At 55.2% G+C, this 17,247-nt stretch carries 14 protein-coding genes; 8 read left to right on the top strand and 6 right to left on the bottom strand.

Annotated features, from left to right (window positions below):
• Positions 1 to 259: 259 nt before the first annotated feature.
• On the top strand, positions 260 to 544 hold the full coding sequence (locus ACLD4K_RS10015) for an outer membrane protein (RefSeq protein ID WP_000765363.1): 285 nt from the start codon (positions 260 to 262) through the stop codon (positions 542 to 544).
• A 37-nt stretch (positions 545 to 581) separates the two neighbouring features.
• On the opposite strand, the gene ACLD4K_RS10010 is transcribed toward ACLD4K_RS10015, so the two are convergent.
• Both ACLD4K_RS10010 and ACLD4K_RS10005 read right to left on the bottom strand, forming a co-directional pair.
• Positions 582 to 1,373, bottom strand: a complete 792-nt coding sequence (locus ACLD4K_RS10010; protein WP_411011783.1) for a DUF2950 family protein — start codon at positions 1,371 to 1,373, stop codon at positions 582 to 584.
• A gap of 12 nt (positions 1,374 to 1,385) precedes the next feature.
• The gene (locus ACLD4K_RS10005) at positions 1,386 to 3,014 is read right to left on the bottom strand and encodes a DUF3300 domain-containing protein (RefSeq protein WP_411011782.1); all 1,629 of its coding nucleotides are present in this window, start codon (positions 3,012 to 3,014) and stop codon (positions 1,386 to 1,388) included.
• Positions 3,015 to 3,402: 388 nt separating this feature from the next.
• On the opposite strand from ACLD4K_RS10005, the gene acnB reads away from it, so the two are divergent.
• The 6 genes from acnB (at position 3,403) to ACLD4K_RS09975 (ending at position 10,756) form a co-directional block, all read left to right on the top strand.
• Entirely contained in the window at positions 3,403 to 6,000 is a 2,598-nt protein-coding gene (gene acnB / locus ACLD4K_RS10000; protein ID WP_000888956.1) for a bifunctional aconitate hydratase 2/2-methylisocitrate dehydratase, read from the top strand.
• 188 nt (positions 6,001 to 6,188) lie between these two features.
• Complete coding sequence (yacL, locus tag ACLD4K_RS09995) at positions 6,189 to 6,551, top strand: protein YacL (RefSeq protein WP_219560702.1); 363 nt, start codon at positions 6,189 to 6,191, stop codon at positions 6,549 to 6,551.
• 233 nt (positions 6,552 to 6,784) lie between these two features.
• Entirely contained in the window at positions 6,785 to 7,738 is a 954-nt protein-coding gene (locus ACLD4K_RS09990) for a 2-keto-3-deoxygluconate permease 1 (RefSeq protein WP_001022089.1), read from the top strand.
• Entirely contained in the window at positions 7,735 to 9,006 is a 1,272-nt protein-coding gene (gene dtnK / locus ACLD4K_RS09985) for a D-threonate kinase (RefSeq protein ID WP_000783302.1), read from the top strand. The genes ACLD4K_RS09990 and dtnK overlap by 4 nt, the downstream gene beginning before the upstream one ends.
• Complete coding sequence (locus ACLD4K_RS09980; protein ID WP_183060624.1) at positions 8,996 to 9,979, top strand: D-threonate 4-phosphate dehydrogenase; 984 nt, start codon at positions 8,996 to 8,998, stop codon at positions 9,977 to 9,979. The genes dtnK and ACLD4K_RS09980 overlap by 11 nt, the downstream gene beginning before the upstream one ends.
• Positions 9,980 to 9,988: 9 nt before the next feature.
• A complete protein-coding gene (locus ACLD4K_RS09975) occupies positions 9,989 to 10,756 on the top strand; it encodes a DeoR/GlpR family DNA-binding transcription regulator (RefSeq protein ID WP_119014997.1) in 768 nt (255 codons plus the stop codon).
• A gap of 29 nt (positions 10,757 to 10,785) precedes the next feature.
• Here ACLD4K_RS09975 and speD read toward each other — a convergent pair whose 3' ends face one another.
• The 3 genes from speD to ACLD4K_RS09960 all read right to left on the bottom strand — a co-directional run bounded on the left by speD (position 10,786) and on the right by ACLD4K_RS09960 (position 12,915).
• Positions 10,786 to 11,580, bottom strand: coding sequence for an adenosylmethionine decarboxylase (gene speD, locus ACLD4K_RS09970; RefSeq protein WP_000734276.1), 795 nt, complete (start codon positions 11,578 to 11,580; stop codon positions 10,786 to 10,788).
• A gap of 20 nt (positions 11,581 to 11,600) precedes the next feature.
• Positions 11,601 to 12,461 carry a polyamine aminopropyltransferase gene (gene speE / locus ACLD4K_RS09965; RefSeq protein WP_411011781.1) on the bottom strand — a complete coding sequence of 287 codons (861 nt, stop codon included), beginning with the start codon at positions 12,459 to 12,461 and terminating at the stop codon, positions 11,601 to 11,603.
• 106 nt (positions 12,462 to 12,567) lie between these two features.
• Entirely contained in the window at positions 12,568 to 12,915 is a 348-nt protein-coding gene (locus ACLD4K_RS09960) for a YacC family pilotin-like protein (RefSeq protein ID WP_000846613.1), read from the bottom strand.
• Between the two features lie 201 nt (positions 12,916 to 13,116).
• Here ACLD4K_RS09960 and cueO point away from each other — a divergent pair, with 201 nt between their 5' ends.
• The gene (gene cueO, locus ACLD4K_RS09955) at positions 13,117 to 14,727 is read left to right on the top strand and encodes a multicopper oxidase CueO (RefSeq protein ID WP_411011780.1); all 1,611 of its coding nucleotides are present in this window, start codon (positions 13,117 to 13,119) and stop codon (positions 14,725 to 14,727) included.
• Between the two features lie 77 nt (positions 14,728 to 14,804).
• On the opposite strand, the gene ACLD4K_RS09950 is transcribed toward cueO, so the two are convergent.
• Positions 14,805 to 17,195, bottom strand: coding sequence for a glucose/quinate/shikimate family membrane-bound PQQ-dependent dehydrogenase (locus tag ACLD4K_RS09950; RefSeq protein ID WP_411011779.1), 2,391 nt, complete (start codon positions 17,193 to 17,195; stop codon positions 14,805 to 14,807).
• Between the last annotated feature and the right edge of the window lie 52 nt (positions 17,196 to 17,247).

The following is a 17,247-nucleotide window of genomic DNA, read 5'->3' as shown; positions in this document are numbered from 1 at the left end:
TACAGAAAAGCGGCTTTACGGCCGCTTTTTTTATGCATGGCAAATCAAATGTGTCAAATGATGGCGAAGGATAACGAAACCGCAAAATTTATCTTTTCCGCAGCAGTACGTTTTTCAAAGCTTATGCCGTCGGTAGTGCCTTTGTCTGTCATTCTCGACCAACTAATTGTTTCATAAGAAATACCTCTCCTTACTTTGTCATCACCCTGAAATTAGTAACGCTATAAAATAATAGCGAGCTAATTATGAGGTTTGATATATGAAACTTTTTCTGACAACAGCAGCGCTAACTGCGACGTTGATTTCCGGCATGGCATTTGCCAGCGATCCCGTCATCCCTTGGGCGACTAACAGCGGCGGTACGGAAAGTACGCATATTGCGGCAATGGGCGAGGATTTGAATGCGCAGCATCAGCAGATCACCCACACGCATGAAGGCGTATGGGCGGCCAATTCCGGCAGCATTCAGGCTGATGAAGCCGCGCTGACCAGCAACAAGCCGCCGGTACAAGGCCACCCGGAATTAATGCCGCATCAGGGCTAATGATCATGGCCTGGCGATAACGCCAGGCGCTTACGGGTTATTCGGCGACCTGCCACTGCGCGTCTGGCGCAAAACGCGTGATAGCCTGAACTTTACTCTCCGTCTCCTTGCCTAAATCCGCCTGATAAATACGATCGTCCTGGTTGACCATAAAACTCATCACCCCGGTTTCGCCGTAATGCATCGGCCAGGCCAGAAGCGCCGCGCCGTGACCGTCGTTATCGCTGATAATACGGAAATGGTAGCCGTGATAGCCCTCTTCTGGCGCGGCGGGGCTAAAGTTTGGGCCTAATGGACTGGGGACGTCGCCTGCTTTGGTTGGCCAGTACAGGCCATCTTTTTGGCCTTCGCTACTGATTATCCTGTGCGCCCAGCGATGGTTTTGTAAGTAATAGTCCTGCTGCGCATCAACGTAAGCATGCATGGCCTGTAAGGTAGAAAGTTCATTTCGCCCAATAGTACGGGTGAGGATCTCATTCCCGGCTGCCGCCATATCAAAGCGCCAGCCGCCAGTCTCTTTCACCAAGGGCACCGGGAGCTGCCAGTCTTCTCGTCCGACATTCAGGTGCGCCGTATTGTCTTTTTGTACAATGCGATGGCCTTCGCGCCAGTCACGATTGAAGCGGGCCACGGCCTCTGGATCGGCGCCTTCCGGCGGCAGAAATTGCCGCCAGTCATCGCCCAGTAGCGCGGTAAGCTGCGTTTCGTTTTTTCCGGCTACCGCCGCGGCGAAGGCGCTGGCGGCCGCTTCCGGGGAGGGGAACCGTTCCTGTGCGTAGCCCAGCAAGGGTAACGACAGTAACAGAGCGCTTAACATAACCTTTTTCATTATCTGCTCCGGTTAACGGCGATGAAATTCATGATGTTCAGAAAAATGTTCCCGCGCGGCGGCGCGTTGCTCGGTGTTTAAGTGACTGCCGCGACGGCTTTCCAGGCCGCGTAGCTGTTGCGATTGCCATGACGGCGATCGACTGTCGTTCCCGCTAAACACATTGGCGTGCATATTCTGGCGAAATGCCTGACGCTGCTGCGGCGTAGAGGATTCAATACGCTGGCGGGCGGTGTCTCTCTGCTGTTGTGAAACAGGGTGCTGCTGGGCTTTAGCCTTCAGCTCGGAACGATGCTGCTGCGTGGTGGATTTATTCAGTGTCTGCTGCGCCGCCTCGCGACGACTGCTGTTTTGTGTTCCGTCATAGCCACGGTAATTATTACGCTGGGCTATCTGATTTAATTGTTGTGAGGCCGCCTTACGCTGGGCGTCGCGGGTGCCTGGCGCTGGCAAAGAAGCGTTCGCCGTATGGCTGCGCTGTTGGAATTGCGTCATGGCCGCCTGGCGCTGACTGTCGCGAGACACTGGCGCTTGCTGCGTTGCGCTTAACCCGCCGCTAACATTGGTGGGATGGAACCGTTGCGCAACGGTATTATTCGGATAGAGGACGCCATTGCGCCAGGCGGGATTATGCTGCCAGCCCATCGTTTGGCCCGGCAGGTTTTGCCCGGATATCCGGTTGAAATTATTGACATTGATGTTGATATTATCGCCATTATGTTGATAACCGTTACCACCATGATGGTAATCATCATCATGATGATGGTCGTCGTCATGGTGGTGATGATCGTCGTCATCCCAGTCTATGCTACTGAACAACGCATAGGTGGTGGCGACGCCCAGACTATAACCAAAACCTTTAACAAAACTGTCGGCAAACTGCTGTCCCGGAGGGGGCGGTAAATACACCGGCGGATAAGCGGTATTGGGCCAGGCGCCATACACCGTCGCGGGGTTATAGTTCGGCACGTACACCACCTGCGGATTCGCGGGTTCAATTTTGATAACGGTCGACGGTGTCGCTGGCGTAGTGGCGGATGTGGTGGTGGTTGTCGTCGTGACGGCGGTAGAAGCGCTGGACTTCGGCACGCTGGTGACGATTTGCTGCGGCGTTGATTTTAGCGAACCGGTTTGTTGAGCGAGCAGACGCAACCTTTGCACCGCATCCATCACATCCTGTGGCTGGGCTAAGAACGCATCGCCCAGGTTTTGCACCCATTGCGGATTCTCGCCCATAAGCGCCATCAACTGGGGAAAGGCGACCAGCGATTTGACGCTGGGGTCCCACGGTTGGCTGGCCACCGCCTGAATAGCGGCATCGCCCTGCAGCGTGGGGTTATCTCGCGACCACTGGACGGCCTGAACCACGTTCGCCGGGTAGGTGGAGGCCATGAGCACCTGCGAAAGCAGGGCATCGGGATAAAGCGCGACAGGCGCGACCCATTGATCGATTTGCACAGTGGTAAAGGTCGTTTTCGCGACAGGCGCGGGCACAGCGGTCTGCGTTTGCTCAGGGACGGGAGCCGCCGCCTGCGCGGGCGCTTCGGGAGCGCGGCTTTTAACATACAGTACGCCCGAAGCGGCAAATAACCCGGCACTGCACACAAGGGCAATGAGATGGGGTTTAAAGGGCAACGTCATTTTATCTCTCCCGATTCCAGAGAATCGCTATGGTCATTATGCCTGCCGCCGACGGGGTGCAGTTTGGCGTGAGTATAAAGGGACGATAGTTTAATTTTTAGCTAATGTTGGGATCGGTAACGTTACGTGACGATCAAAGCACGAAATGAGGTAAGCATTTATGGCTGCAGCTCCCGTCTCAGTAGAGCATTAGACCATCCTTAACGATTCAGCCACTTTTTTATGTTGCTTTTTTGTAAACAGATTAACACTTAAAGAAAATCCTGTTATTGTGCCTTATGCGGTACCGGGCATTTACCCTACTAACTACTGTCTCACAGGAGCGTGAAGAGAATCGCCCATCAACAAAAGCGCCGCATTATGACAATGAGAGCGAGGAGATATCGTCGTGCTAGAAGAATACCGTAAGCACGTAGCTGAGCGTGCTGCCCAGGGGATTGTGCCGAAACCTTTAGACGCAACCCAAATGGCTGCGCTTGTCGAGCTGCTGAAGACCCCGCCTGTGGGCGAAGAAGAATTCCTGTTAGACCTGTTGATCAACCGCGTTCCTCCTGGCGTAGATGAAGCCGCTTATGTTAAAGCCGGTTTTCTCGCTGCTGTCGCGAAAGGCGACACCACCTCCCCGCTGGTCTCCCCAGAAAAAGCCATTGAACTGCTGGGCACCATGCAGGGTGGTTACAACATTCATCCGCTGATTGATGCGCTGGACGATGCGAAACTGGCGCCGATTGCTGCCAAAGCGCTGTCCCACACTCTGCTGATGTTCGATAACTTCTACGACGTAGAAGAGAAAGCCAAAGCGGGCAATGAATATGCCAAACAGGTGATGCAATCCTGGGCCGACGCCGAATGGTTCCTGAGCCGTCCGCCGCTGGCGGAAAAAATCACCGTCACCGTTTTCAAAGTGACCGGCGAAACGAATACCGACGATCTCTCTCCGGCGCCGGATGCGTGGTCGAGACCGGATATTCCGTTACATGCGCAGGCGATGTTAAAAAACGCCCGTGAAGGCATTGAGCCGGATCAGCCAGGCGTTGTCGGCCCCATCAAACAAATCGAAGCATTGCAGAAAAAAGGCTACCCGCTGGCTTACGTGGGTGACGTGGTGGGCACCGGTTCTTCCCGTAAATCCGCGACCAACTCCGTGCTGTGGTTCATGGGCGATGACATCCCGAACGTGCCGAATAAGCGCGGCGGCGGTTTGTGCCTTGGCGGCAAAATTGCGCCTATCTTCTTTAACACCATGGAAGATGCGGGCGCGCTGCCGATTGAAGTTGACGTTTCTAACCTGAATATGGGCGATGTGATTGACGTCTACCCGTACAAAGGCGAAGTACGCAATCATGAAACCGGCGAGCTACTGGCAACCTTCGAACTGAAAACCGACGTGCTGATTGACGAAGTGCGTGCCGGTGGTCGTATTCCGCTGATTATCGGCCGTGGCCTGACCACCAAAGCGCGTGAAGCGCTGGGGCTGCCGCACTCTGATGTATTCCGTCAGGCAAAAGACGTGGCGGAAAGCAGCCGTGGCTTCTCGCTGGCGCAGAAAATGGTCGGTCGCGCCTGCGGCGTGAAAGGTATCCGTCCGGGCGCGTACTGCGAACCGAAAATGACCTCCGTCGGTTCTCAGGATACTACCGGCCCGATGACCCGCGATGAGCTGAAAGACTTGGCCTGTCTGGGATTCTCCGCCGATCTGGTCATGCAGTCGTTCTGTCACACCGCAGCCTATCCGAAGCCGGTTGACGTCACCACGCACCACACGCTGCCGGACTTCATTATGAACCGCGGCGGTGTCTCTCTGCGTCCGGGCGACGGCGTGATCCACTCCTGGCTGAACCGTATGCTGCTGCCGGACACCGTGGGGACCGGCGGCGACTCCCATACCCGTTTCCCGATTGGTATCTCCTTCCCGGCGGGCTCAGGCCTGGTGGCGTTTGCCGCCGCGACCGGCGTGATGCCGCTGGATATGCCGGAATCCGTGCTGGTGCGTTTTAAAGGCAAAATGCAGCCGGGCATCACCCTGCGCGATCTGGTCCACGCCATTCCGCTGTACGCCATCAAACAGGGCCTGCTGACCGTTGAGAAGAAAGGCAAGAAAAACATCTTCTCTGGCCGCATCCTGGAAATCGAAGGTCTGCCGGATCTGAAAGTTGAGCAGGCGTTTGAGCTGACCGATGCGTCCGCCGAGCGTTCTGCTGCCGGTTGTACCATCAAGCTGAACAAAGAGCCTATCATTGAATACCTGACCTCCAACATCGTCCTGCTGAAGTGGATGATTGCCGAAGGCTACGGCGACCGTCGTACGCTGGAACGCCGTATTCAGGGTATGGAAAAATGGCTGGCGGATCCGCAACTGCTGGAAGCCGATGCCGACGCAGAGTACGCGGCGGTGATCGACATCGATCTGGCGGATATCAAAGAGCCAATCCTGTGTGCGCCGAACGATCCGGACGACGCGCGTCTGCTGTCTGACGTGCAGGGCGAGAAGATCGACGAAGTGTTCATCGGTTCCTGCATGACCAACATCGGCCACTTCCGCGCCGCTGGTAAGCTGCTGGATAATCACAAAGGCCAGTTGCCGACCCGCCTGTGGGTAGCGCCGCCAACCCGTATGGACGCCGCGCAATTGACCGAAGAAGGCTACTATAGCGTGTTCGGTAAGAGCGGTGCGCGCATCGAAATCCCTGGCTGTTCCCTGTGTATGGGGAACCAGGCGCGCGTTGCAGACGGTGCGACGGTGGTCTCTACCTCTACCCGTAACTTCCCGAACCGTTTAGGTACCGGGGCGAACGTCTTCCTGGCTTCTGCGGAGCTGGCGGCGGTTGCGGCGCTTATCGGCAAACTGCCAACGCCGGAAGAGTACCAGACCTTTGTGGCGCAGGTGGATAAGACGGCGGTGGACACCTACCGTTACCTGAACTTCGACCAGCTCTCTCAGTACACTGAGAAAGCAGATGGCGTGATTTTCCAGACTGCGGTGTAATTTGCCTGACGGCGTCAGGCTTACCATGCCTACGCTTCTTATTGCCCGGTGGCGGCTACGCTTACCGGGCCTACAAAACCCATCGCAACTGCGGTGGGTTTTTATTTTCATTCCGCCTGCTGTTCCCGCTTTTTTTCTTCTCCGCTGCTGCGATAATGACTGTAAGGGCTTTGCAGAGGAAAACAATTATGGATTACGAATTTCTGCGCGACGTTACCGGAGGGGTAAAAGTACGAATGTCGATGGGCCACGAGGTGGTCGGTCACTGGTTTAATGAAGAGGTTAAAGACAACCTCTCGCTACTGGATGAAGTAGAACAAGCCGCGCGTATGGTCAAAGGCAGCGAACGCTCCTGGCAACGAGCAGGGCATGAATACACGATCTGGATGGACGGCGAAGAGGTGATGATTCGCGCCAATCAGCTGGATTTTTCCGGCGATGAGATGGAAGAGGGGATGAGTTATTACGATGAAGAGAGTTTATCCCTGTGCGGCATGGAGGATTTTCTACGGGTCGTCGCCGCGTATCGGGAATTCGTCAGTAAAGCCTGACTCTCTCTTCGTTATTGTCCCGCAATGCCAGTCGACGGACAGTTGGGGCGGTAGTGGAAACGAAATCACCACACATTCCAGCCGGGAGTATCCCGGCTTTTTTATAGCAGAATGATTTTTTGATTTTTATTAATCATTTTAAAACTGTGATCTGACGCGTTTGTGATCTTAACTTGATTGAATATAATCGTTATGATTTTATTCAATCACAACAAGCAACAGGCGGTAAGACCATGAACATCAAAAAAGCAATAGAGCGCGTACCCGGCGGCATGATGGTCGTACCGCTCGTTATTGGCGCAGTCATTAACACCTTCGCCCCGCAGGCGCTTGAGATTGGCGGTTTTACCACCGCCTTATTTAAAAACGGCGCGGCACCGCTGATTGGCGCTTTTCTGCTGTGTATGGGAGCCGGTATCAGTGTGAAAGCCGCGCCCCAGGCGTTATTGCAGGGCGGGACGATTACGCTCACTAAGTTGCTTGTCGCCATCGGGATTGGCCTGGGCGTGGAGCATCTTTTCGGCGCGGAGGGTATTTTTGGCCTGAGCGGCGTGGCGATTATCGCGGCGATGAGCAATTCGAATGGCGGACTTTATGCTGCGTTGGTAGGCGAATTCGGCAATGAGCGCGACGTCGGCGCTATCTCTATTTTGTCTCTTAATGATGGCCCTTTCTTTACGATGATTGCGCTGGGCGCGGCAGGGATGGCGAACATTCCCATTATGGCGCTGGTGGCGGTGCTGGTTCCGCTGGTTGTCGGCATGATCCTCGGCAATCTTGATCCTCATATGCGCGATTTTTTGACCAAAGGCGGCCCGCTGCTCATTCCTTTCTTTGCTTTTGCGCTGGGGGCGGGCATCAACCTGGAAATGTTACTGCAAGGCGGACTTGCCGGAATTCTGCTCGGCGTGCTGACAACGTTTGTTGGCGGTTTCTTTAATATCCGCGCAGATCGTCTGGTTGGCGGAACTGGCATTGCCGGGGCGGCGGCCTCCAGCACCGCGGGTAATGCCGTTGCGACGCCGCTGGCTATTGCGCAGGCCGACCCTTCGCTCGCCGAGGTGGCCGCTGCTGCCGCTCCGCTGATTGCCGCCTCGGTGATCACCACGGCAATCCTGACGCCAGTGTTGACCTCCTGGGTTGCGAAAAAACAGGCGCGTCAGGCTTCTTTGGAGAAAAACGCATGAAAATGATGGTTATCGCCGATGATTTTACCGGATCGAATGATACCGGCGTCCAGTTGGCGAAGAAGGGGGCGAGAACGGAAGTCATGTTGAGCGCGTCGCAAAAACCGTCCCGCCGCGCCGATGTGTTAGTCATTAACACCGAAAGCCGGGCGATGCCCGCAGATCAGGCGGCATCTGCCGTTTATGCCGCGCTTTCCCCGTGGTGTGAGACATCGCCAGCGCCGCTGGTGTACAAAAAAATCGACTCCACATTTCGCGGTAATATCGGTGCCGAAGTGACGGCGGCCATGCGCGCCAGTCAGCGAAAACTGGCCGTTATCGCCGCGGCGATCCCTGCGGCCGGACGCACGACGCTTGAAGGAAAATGTCTGGTTAATGGCGTCCCGCTACTGGAAACCGAATTTGCCAGCGATCCGAAAACGCCCATTGTCTCTTCCCGTATTGCCGAGATAGTGGCGTTGCAAAGTGAGATCCCTGTGTATGAAGTCTTTTTGCAGGATGTTCGACGCGGTGGGTTAAGCGCCTTACTTACGGCTTATGCGGCTGAGGGCGAAGGGATTATCGTCGTGGATGCGGTAGAAGAGCGGGACCTGACGTTGATTGCGCAAGCGGCGTGCGAACAACCGTCGATGCCGCTGCTCGTCGGCGCAGCTGGTCTGGCGAATGCGTTGCCGGTTGAACTTTTTATGCAAGACCGGCAGCGGCTGCCGGTGCTGGTGGTGGCCGGTTCGATGAGCGAAGCCACGCGACGTCAGGTGGATAATGCGCTGTGCCGGGGACGTGCGGAGGTCGTGGATATCGATGCCGCGCGCATGGTGTCGGATAGCGCGGAACAGGAAATCGCGTCTGTCGTAGAGCAGGCCTGCGCGCTGTTAAGTCAGCATCGACATACGATTTTACGCACCAGCCGTCGCGCAGAAGATCGACAGTTAATCGACGCGCTGTGCGAAAAATCCGCGATGAGCCGTCAGCAATTGGGCGAGCGACTGAGCCAGCGGCTTGGCGTCGTCACGTTAAACATTATCGAGCAGGCGCGGATTGGTGGGCTGTTTCTGACCGGCGGCGATATCGCTACCGCCGTCGCCGGCGCGCTTGGCGCTGAAGGTTATCGCATTCAGAGCGAGGTGGCGCCCTGTATTCCCTGTGGAACGTTTGTAAACAGCGAAATTGACGATCTGCCGGTCATTACCAAAGCGGGTGGATTCGGTTCAGACAGTACGTTGTGTGACGCGCTTTATTATATTGAGGAGATGTATTGTGGAGACTAAAACCGTTGCCATTACCATGGGCGATCCAGCGGGCATTGGGCCGGAAATTATTGTTAAAGCGCTAAGCGAAGACGGTCTCAACGGCGCGCCGCTGGTGGTTATTGGATGCCTCGCAACGTTGAAACGTTTACAGGCGAAGGGCATCACGCCGAACGTCGAGTTACGGGCCATTGAACGGGTCGCCGAAGCGCGTTTTGCGCCCGGCATCATTCATGTGATTGATGAGCCGCTGGCGCAGCCGGAGGCGCTGGAGGCCGGGAAAGTTCAGGCGCAGGCGGGGGATTTAGCGTATCGCTGCGTGAAGCGCGCCACCGAGTTAGCGTTACGGGGCGACGTACAGGCTATCGCTACCGCGCCGCTGAATAAAGAGGCGCTGCACCTGGCGGGGCACAACTATCCGGGCCATACCGAGCTGCTCGCGACCCTGACCCATAGCCGCGATTACGCGATGGTACTTTACACCGATAAACTAAAAGTAATTCACGTTTCAACGCATATCGCGCTGCGTAAATTCCTTGATACGTTAAGTACCGCGCGTGTCGACACGGTGATTGGTATTGCTGATACTTTCCTCAAGCGTGTGGGTTACGTTAAACCGCGTATCGCCGTGGCAGGCGTGAATCCTCATGCGGGCGAGAATGGCCTGTTTGGCGATGAAGAAACGCGTATCCTGACGCCAGCCATTACCGATGCCCGCGCAAAAGGTATGGACGTTTATGGGCCGTGCCCGCCGGATACTGTATTTCTCCAGGCTTATGAGGGGCAGTATGATATGGTGGTGGCGATGTATCATGATCAGGGGCATATCCCGTTGAAATTGCTTGGCTTTTATGATGGCGTGAATATCACCGCGGGGCTGCCGTTTATTCGGACCTCTGCCGATCATGGCACCGCATTTGATATCGCCTGGACGGGAAAAGCAAAATCTGAGAGCATGGCCGTATCGATCAAACTGGCAATGCAACTGGCATAATTCCCTGTTATGAAAGGACAACACCGTCTGGATCTCATTGTGGCGTATCTGAAAAACCATACGCTGGTTACGGTAGAACAGCTGGTTGAGGCGGTTGACGCATCGCCAGCCACTATCCGTCGCGATTTGATCAAGCTGGATGAGCAGGGCGTGATCAGCCGTAGTCATGGCGGCGTGGCGCTGCGGCGTTTTGAACCCGCCCCGCCCACCACCAATGAAAAACAACTGCGATCGCCCGCTGAAAAACGGGCGATCGCACGCGTTGCCGCATCGCTGGTCAATGCTGGCGATGCCGTCGTGCTGGATGCCGGTACGACAATGATGGAGCTGGCGAAATGCTTAACCCATCTTCCGCTGCGGGTCATCACCGTCGATCTGCATATTGCGCTGTTTTTAGCTGAGTTCCGGCAAATTGAAGTGACGATTGTCGGCGGTCGTATTGATGACAGCAGTCAGTCCTGTATCGGTGAGCATGGGCGTAAGCTGTTGCGCAGCGTGTATCCGAACATCGCGTTTATGAGCTGTAATTCATGGGGGGTAAAAACGGGCGTGACGACCCCAACGGAAGATAAGGCCGGGCTTAAACAGGAGATTATTGCTAATGCGCAGCGCAAAGTGTTGCTGGCGGACAGCAGTAAGTATGGCGCGCATTCGCTCTTTAATGTGGTGCCGCTTGAGCGCTTTAATGATGTGATTACCGACGTCAATCTGCCGCCGTCAGCGCAGGTTGAACTGAAAGGGCGCGCTTTTGCGCTAACGCTGGTGCAGCCGGAGTGACAGCGCCGTCAGGCGCTGCCAGTGGTGAATCAGACCGCAGAAATATTGCGGCCGTAGTAAATCTCGCGCATCTCTTTCCACAACGCGGCGGTGATCTCCTGGCGTTCGGTTTCAGTGAGATCTTCCGGTTTGGTGTGAAACATGTAGTGCTTAAGATCGAACTCTTTAAGCAGCATCTTGGTATGGAAAATATTTTCCTGATACACGTTTACATCCACCATGTCATACAGCGATTTCATATCTTCCGACATAAAATTCTGAATAGAATTAATCTCATGATCGATAAAGTGCTTCATACCGTTGACGTCGCGCGTAAAGCCGCGCACGCGGTAATCGATGGTGACAATATCGGACTCTAGCTGGTGGATCAGGTAATTGAGCGCTTTTAGCGGTGAAATCACGCCGCAGGTTGACACTTCGATGTCGGCGCGAAAGGTGCAAAGCCCGCCTTCCGGATGGCTTTCCGGATAGGTATGCACACAGATATGGCTCTTATCGAGGTGCGCCACCACGGTTTCCGGCAGCGGGCCGGGATGTTCGGTTTGGTCGATAAGTTTCGGGTCGATCGGCTCTTCGCTCACCAGAATCGTGACGCTGGCGCCCTGCGGTTCATAATCCTGACGGGCGATGTTCAGGATGTTCGCGCCGATAATGGAGCAGGTCTCCGACAGGATCTCGGTCAGTCGGTTGGCGTTATAGAGTTCATCGATATAGGCGATATAGCCATCGCGCTCTTCTGCGGTTTTGGCGTAGCAGATATCGTAAATACAAAAACTCAGGCTTTTCGTCAGATTGTTAAAGCCATGCAGTTTCAGCTTTTTCAATTTTTATCACCTCCTTAACGTCACTGTGCGGACAGTGCGTCATGTAGATATTGCGGTAGCGCAAATGCAGCGGCATGAATAGCCGGGTTGTAATAGCGACATTTGAGGCCGGCGACATGAAAACGCGCCTGAATAATTTCGCTCGACAGGTGACGAAGAGCGTCGTTGTCCGTCGCCCAGGCGAAGGTCATAATGCCGCCGTAATAGGTCGGAATCGCCGCCTGGTAGAAGCCGACATCGCTGAAGTAATGACTCAGCTTGCGGTGGCTGTCGAGCGCTTCATCCTGTTGCAGGAAGCACACGCCGTTCTGGGCGACAAAAATGCCGCCCGGATTCAGGCAACGCTTACAGCCTTCATAAAAGGCGGAGGTAAACAGGCTTTCGCCGGGGCCTATCGGATCGGTACAGTCGGAAATGATCACATCAAAGGTCTGATGGGTCTGATTGACGAAATTCACGCCGTCGTCGATCACCAGCGTAAAGCGCGGATCGTCGTAGCTGCCGGCATTGTGGTTGGGTAAATACTGGCGGCAAAACGAGACTACGCCAGCGTCGATCTCCACCATGGTGATGGTTTCGACGTTTTTATGCCGGGTAACTTCACGTAGCATTGCGCCGTCGCCGCCGCCGATAATCAGAACGTGTTTCGCATGACCGTGCGCCAGCAGCGGGACGTGGGTCATCATTTCATGATAAATAAACTCGTCGCGTTCGGTGGTCTGTACCACGCCGTCCAGCGCCATCACGCGGCCAAAAGCGGCGTTTTCAAAGATGATTAAATCCTGGTGATCGGTTTTTTCATGATACAGAACGTTGTCTACGGCAAAGTATTGACCAAACTGGTCGTGTAGCGTTTCATGCCACATCGTATTTTCGGCCATTGGCTGATACCTCCATTGTTAACACCCGTAAAAAAAGGGCGCAACATCATAGCTAACAATGACCGTGGATGCACGGTCATTATTTCAGCAATAGGATCGCGGAGGATTATTTAACGTAGGCTAACAGGCTCAGAGAATCGCGGGCCAGAGCTTTGCATTTTTTAGCGACCGGAATACCGATGCCGCTAAGATCGCGGTAGCTGTCTTCGCCCAACGATTTCATATCGAAGGTGTCGTAGTTACTCAGGTCCCACTGATTTTGCTGGGCAAAAAAGACCAGCGCACGGCGAATCTGACTGTTGGGTAAATTTTGGTAACCACAGTCATTTTTCAGAAAAACGAAAACCGCCGTTAAATCGGCCATATCTTCAGCTTCGGATTCAGTAAGCGCATAGCTATTTGCGCATAAGGCCATCAGGCTGCCAAACAACACGGGTCTGAAAAACGTCTTCATTGCTTCTACCACGGCATCAGGGAAAGTCAACGTTAGCATACTGAGAACGTAGCGACGACTTTTATTATTAGAATTGGCCGCGGCGTTTTCATTCTTGTTGTATTGCTGTCAGGAACGGTAAAGACGTGTTGCTGGCTTGACCTTCCCGTTAGGGCAGGGTCTATGCTTAGACACCCGCCTGTTCATTATAAGGAAATGATTATGTTACGCCGTGATTTCTTAAAATATTCAGTGGCGCTGGGGGTTGCATCAGCGCTGCCGCTGTGGAGCCGCGCCGCTTTTGCCGCCGAACGTCCCGCGTTGCCTATTCCTGACCTGTTAACGGCAGATGCGAGCAACCGTATGCAGTTAATTGTTAAAGCCGGACAGTCCACATTCGCCGGTAAGAACGCGACAACCTGGGGCTACAACGGTAATTTGCTGGGGCCAGCGGTACAGCTTCACAAAGGAAAAAGCGTGACCGTTGATATCCATAACCAACTGGCCGAAGACACGACGCTTCACTGGCATGGTCTGGAGATTCCGGGCATCGTCGACGGCGGCCCGCAGGGGATTATTCCCGCAGGCGGAACCCGCACGGTGACGTTTACGCCGGAGCAACGCGCCGCGACCTGCTGGATTCATCCGCACAAACACGGCAAAACCGGGCACCAGGTGGCGATGGGCCTTGCCGGACTGGTGCTGATTGAAGATGACGAGATTCGCAAATTGCGCCTGCCGAAACAGTGGGGCATCGACGATGTGCCGGTGATCATTCAGGACAAACGCTTCTCCGCCGATGGCCAGATTGATTATCAACTGGATATTATGACCGCCGCCGTCGGCTGGTTTGGCGATACGCTGCTGACCAATGGCGCTATCTATCCGCAGCATTCCGCGCCGAAAGGCTGGCTACGTCTGCGCTTGTTGAATGGCTGTAATGCGCGTTCGCTGAATATCGCCGCCAGCGATAATCGCCCGCTTTATGTGATCGCCAGCGACGGCGGCCTGCTGGCGGAGCCGGTGAAAGTCACCGAACTGCCGTTATTAATGGGCGAGCGTTTTGAAGTGCTGGTGGATATCAGCGACGGGAAAGCCTTTGATCTGGTGACGCTGCCGGTCAGCCAGATGGGAATGGCGATCGCTCCGTTTGATAAACCGCATCCGGTGATGCGTATCCAGCCGCTGCGGATTACCGCCTCCGGTACGTTGCCGGATACGTTGACGACGATGCCGGCGTTGCCGTTGCTGGAAGGGCTGACGGTGCGCAACCTGAAACTGTCGATGGACCCGCGTCTTGATATGATGGGGATGCAAATGCTGATGAAGAAATATGGCGCTCAGGCGATGAGCGGCATGGATCATGACAGCATGAACGCGCATATGCAGGGCGGCAATATGGGGCATGGCGAGATGGATCATGGCAATATGGATCACAGCGGGATGAATCATGGCGCGATGGGCAATATGAATCATGGCGGAAAATTCGACTTCCATAACGCTAACTTTATCAACGGCCAGGTCTTCGATATGAACAAACCGATGTTCGCGGCGCAAAAAGGCCGACATGAACGTTGGGTGATTTCCGGCGTGGGCGACATGATGCTGCATCCTTTCCATATTCACGGCACGCAGTTCCGTATTCTGTCAGAGAACGGCAAAGCGCCAGCGGCGCACAGAACGGGCTGGAAGGATACGGTACGCGTTGAGGGCGGTATCAGCGAAGTGCTGGTCAAGTTCGATCACGACGCGCCGAAGGAACATGCCTATATGGCGCACTGTCATCTGTTAGAACATGAAGATACGGGGATGATGTTAGGATTTACGGTCTAATCGCTGTCTCCGACGCAGGCCGGGTAAGGCGAAGCTGCCACCCGGCACAATGCCCGGCATATGCCGGGCATTAATGGTTATTTCGCGTCGTCAGGCAAAGCATAGGCCACGATATAGTCGCCCATCTTCGTACCAAACGAACCGTGGCCTCCGGCAGAAACGACCACGTACTGCTTACCGTTTACCTCATAGGTCATCGGCGTTGCCTGGCCTCCGGCGGGTAAACGTCCCTGCCACAGTTTTTCCCCGTTGCTCATGTTATAAGCGCGCAGGTAGTTGTCGGCGGTCGCGGCGATAAACAGCACGTTACCGGCGGTTGAGATTGGCCCGCCGAGCATGGGCATCCCCATGTTGAACGGCACCGGAACCGGCATCGGGAACGGCATACTGTCGCGCGGCGTCCCTATACGTTTCTTCCACACGATTTCATTGGTCTTCAGATCCAACGCGGAAATATAGCCCCAGGCCGGTTGTTTACACGGCAGGCCAAACGGCGAAAGGAACGGATTCAGCGTGACGCCGAATGGTACGCCGTACTGTGGCTGAATACCTGCTTCTGTACCGGTCCCTTTTGCGTCTTTCGGCGGTTCCATTGGATTGCCAGGCCCGCGGGGAATAAGTCTGGAGACAAACGGCAGCGCCATTGGGTTAGCGATAGCGACCTGACGGTCTGGATCGACGGAAATACCGCCCCATTCAAACATTCCCAGGTTGCCAGGGAATACCAATGTCCCCTGCTCTGACGGCGGGGTGAAGATACCTTCATAGCGCAACTGGTGGAACATAACGCGGCACACCAGTTGGTCGAACATGGTCGCGCCCCACATATCCGCGCCGGAGAGATCTTTTTTCGGGCGGAAGGTTAAATCAGAGAACGGCTGAGTTTTGGCGACGTAATCGCCTTTTGCCGCGCCCTGTGGGACCGGTTTTTCCGGGGCGGGCACGACCAGCTCGCCATTACGTCTGTCGAGCACAAAGATATTACCGGTTTTCGCTGGCGCATAGATAACCGGAACGGTGGTACCGTCAACGGTAATATCCGCCAGCGTCGGCTGTGCCGGCAGGTCCATATCCCACAGATCGTGATGGACGGTCTGATAACTCCAGGCCAGTTTCCCGGTGGTGGCATTCAGCGCCAGGATGGCGCTGGCATAACGTTCCTGCTCCGGCGTGCGGTTACCGCCCCAGATATCCGGCGTGGTCACGCCCATCGGCAGATAGACCAGATCCAGTTTCGCATCATAGGCGGCAGGTGCCCAGGAGTTCGGCGAGTTAAAGGTAAAAGCGTGCTCATCGGCTGGAATCGCGTTCGGATCTTTCGCCCCCGGATCGAAGGCCCACAGTAGTTTACCGGTATTAACATCAAAACCACGGATAACGCCGGACGTTTCGCGGGTAGAGAAGTTATCCGTGACCGAACCGGCAATGACAATCGTTTTATCGGTGATAATCGGCGGCGACGTCGGTTCATACAGTCCCGGCGTGGTGTCCGGCATATTGGTTTGCAGATTCAGGACGCCTTTGTTGGCGAAGGTTTCACACAGCTTGCCGGTTTCGGCATTCACCGCGAAAAGGCGACCGTCATTGACCGGAAGGATAATGCGGCGCGGACAGTCGGCGATGACCTCCGGCGAGGCGGTATCCGCTTTGGCCTCATGATAAGAGACGCCGCGGCAGGTCACATGCTGGAAAGATGAATCGGTCTTCAACTGGGGATCAAAATGCCACTTCTCTTTACCGCTGGCGGCGTCCAGCGCGAACAGACGCTGGTGAGCCGTACACAGATAAAGCGTATCGCCGACTTTAATCGGGGTCACTTCGTTGGTGATTTCGCCCGGATCGTTGGGTTGTTTCAGATCGCCGGTGCGGAAGACCCACGCTTCTTTCAGTTGGTGAACGTTATCCGCAGTGATCTGTTTCAGCGGCGAATAGCGTTGGCCTTCCTGATTACGTCCATAGGCCGGCCAGTCTTCGTCGGCGATCGACGAGCTTGTTGCGACGGGCGTGGCGTCGGCGCGAAGCGTTCCGTTGATCTCCTGCGGGTCGTTGAAGCCAGCCCAGGTCAGAATGCCGCCGCTAATCAGCAGCGCCACGACCAGCGCCGCCACTGCGCCGCTGGAAGGAACCACCAGCCGATGCCAGACAAACGGCAATATTAGCCAGATGCCGAAAAACACCAGGATATCGCTACGCGGCGTGAGCGCCCAGAAGTCGAACCCGACTTCCCACACGCCCCAAATCATTGTCGCCAGCAGCAGGGCGGCATACAGCCACAGCGCGGCACGTTTACTGCGCCATAGCAATCCGGCCACAACCAGCATCACGAGGCCCGCGATGGGGTAGTACCAGGAACCGCCAATAGCAACCAGCCAGACACCTCCGATAAGAAGATACAGCCCACAAAGTGCTGCAAAGAGGGCCGTCAGCGTCACGAGTAATCGTGGCGATCGTGCGTTATTTTCTGCCATAAAAAGACACCATCCCAAATTGTTAATTTTTTAGTAGCAATTAAGTATAGGA

Source organism: Salmonella sp. 741265055_HSA (assembly GCF_046569525.1).
Classification (GTDB): domain Bacteria; phylum Pseudomonadota; class Gammaproteobacteria; order Enterobacterales; family Enterobacteriaceae; genus Salmonella; species Salmonella enterica.
The sequence above is the reverse complement of the archived record's forward strand: the minus strand, read 5'-3'. Positions and strand labels throughout refer to the sequence as shown.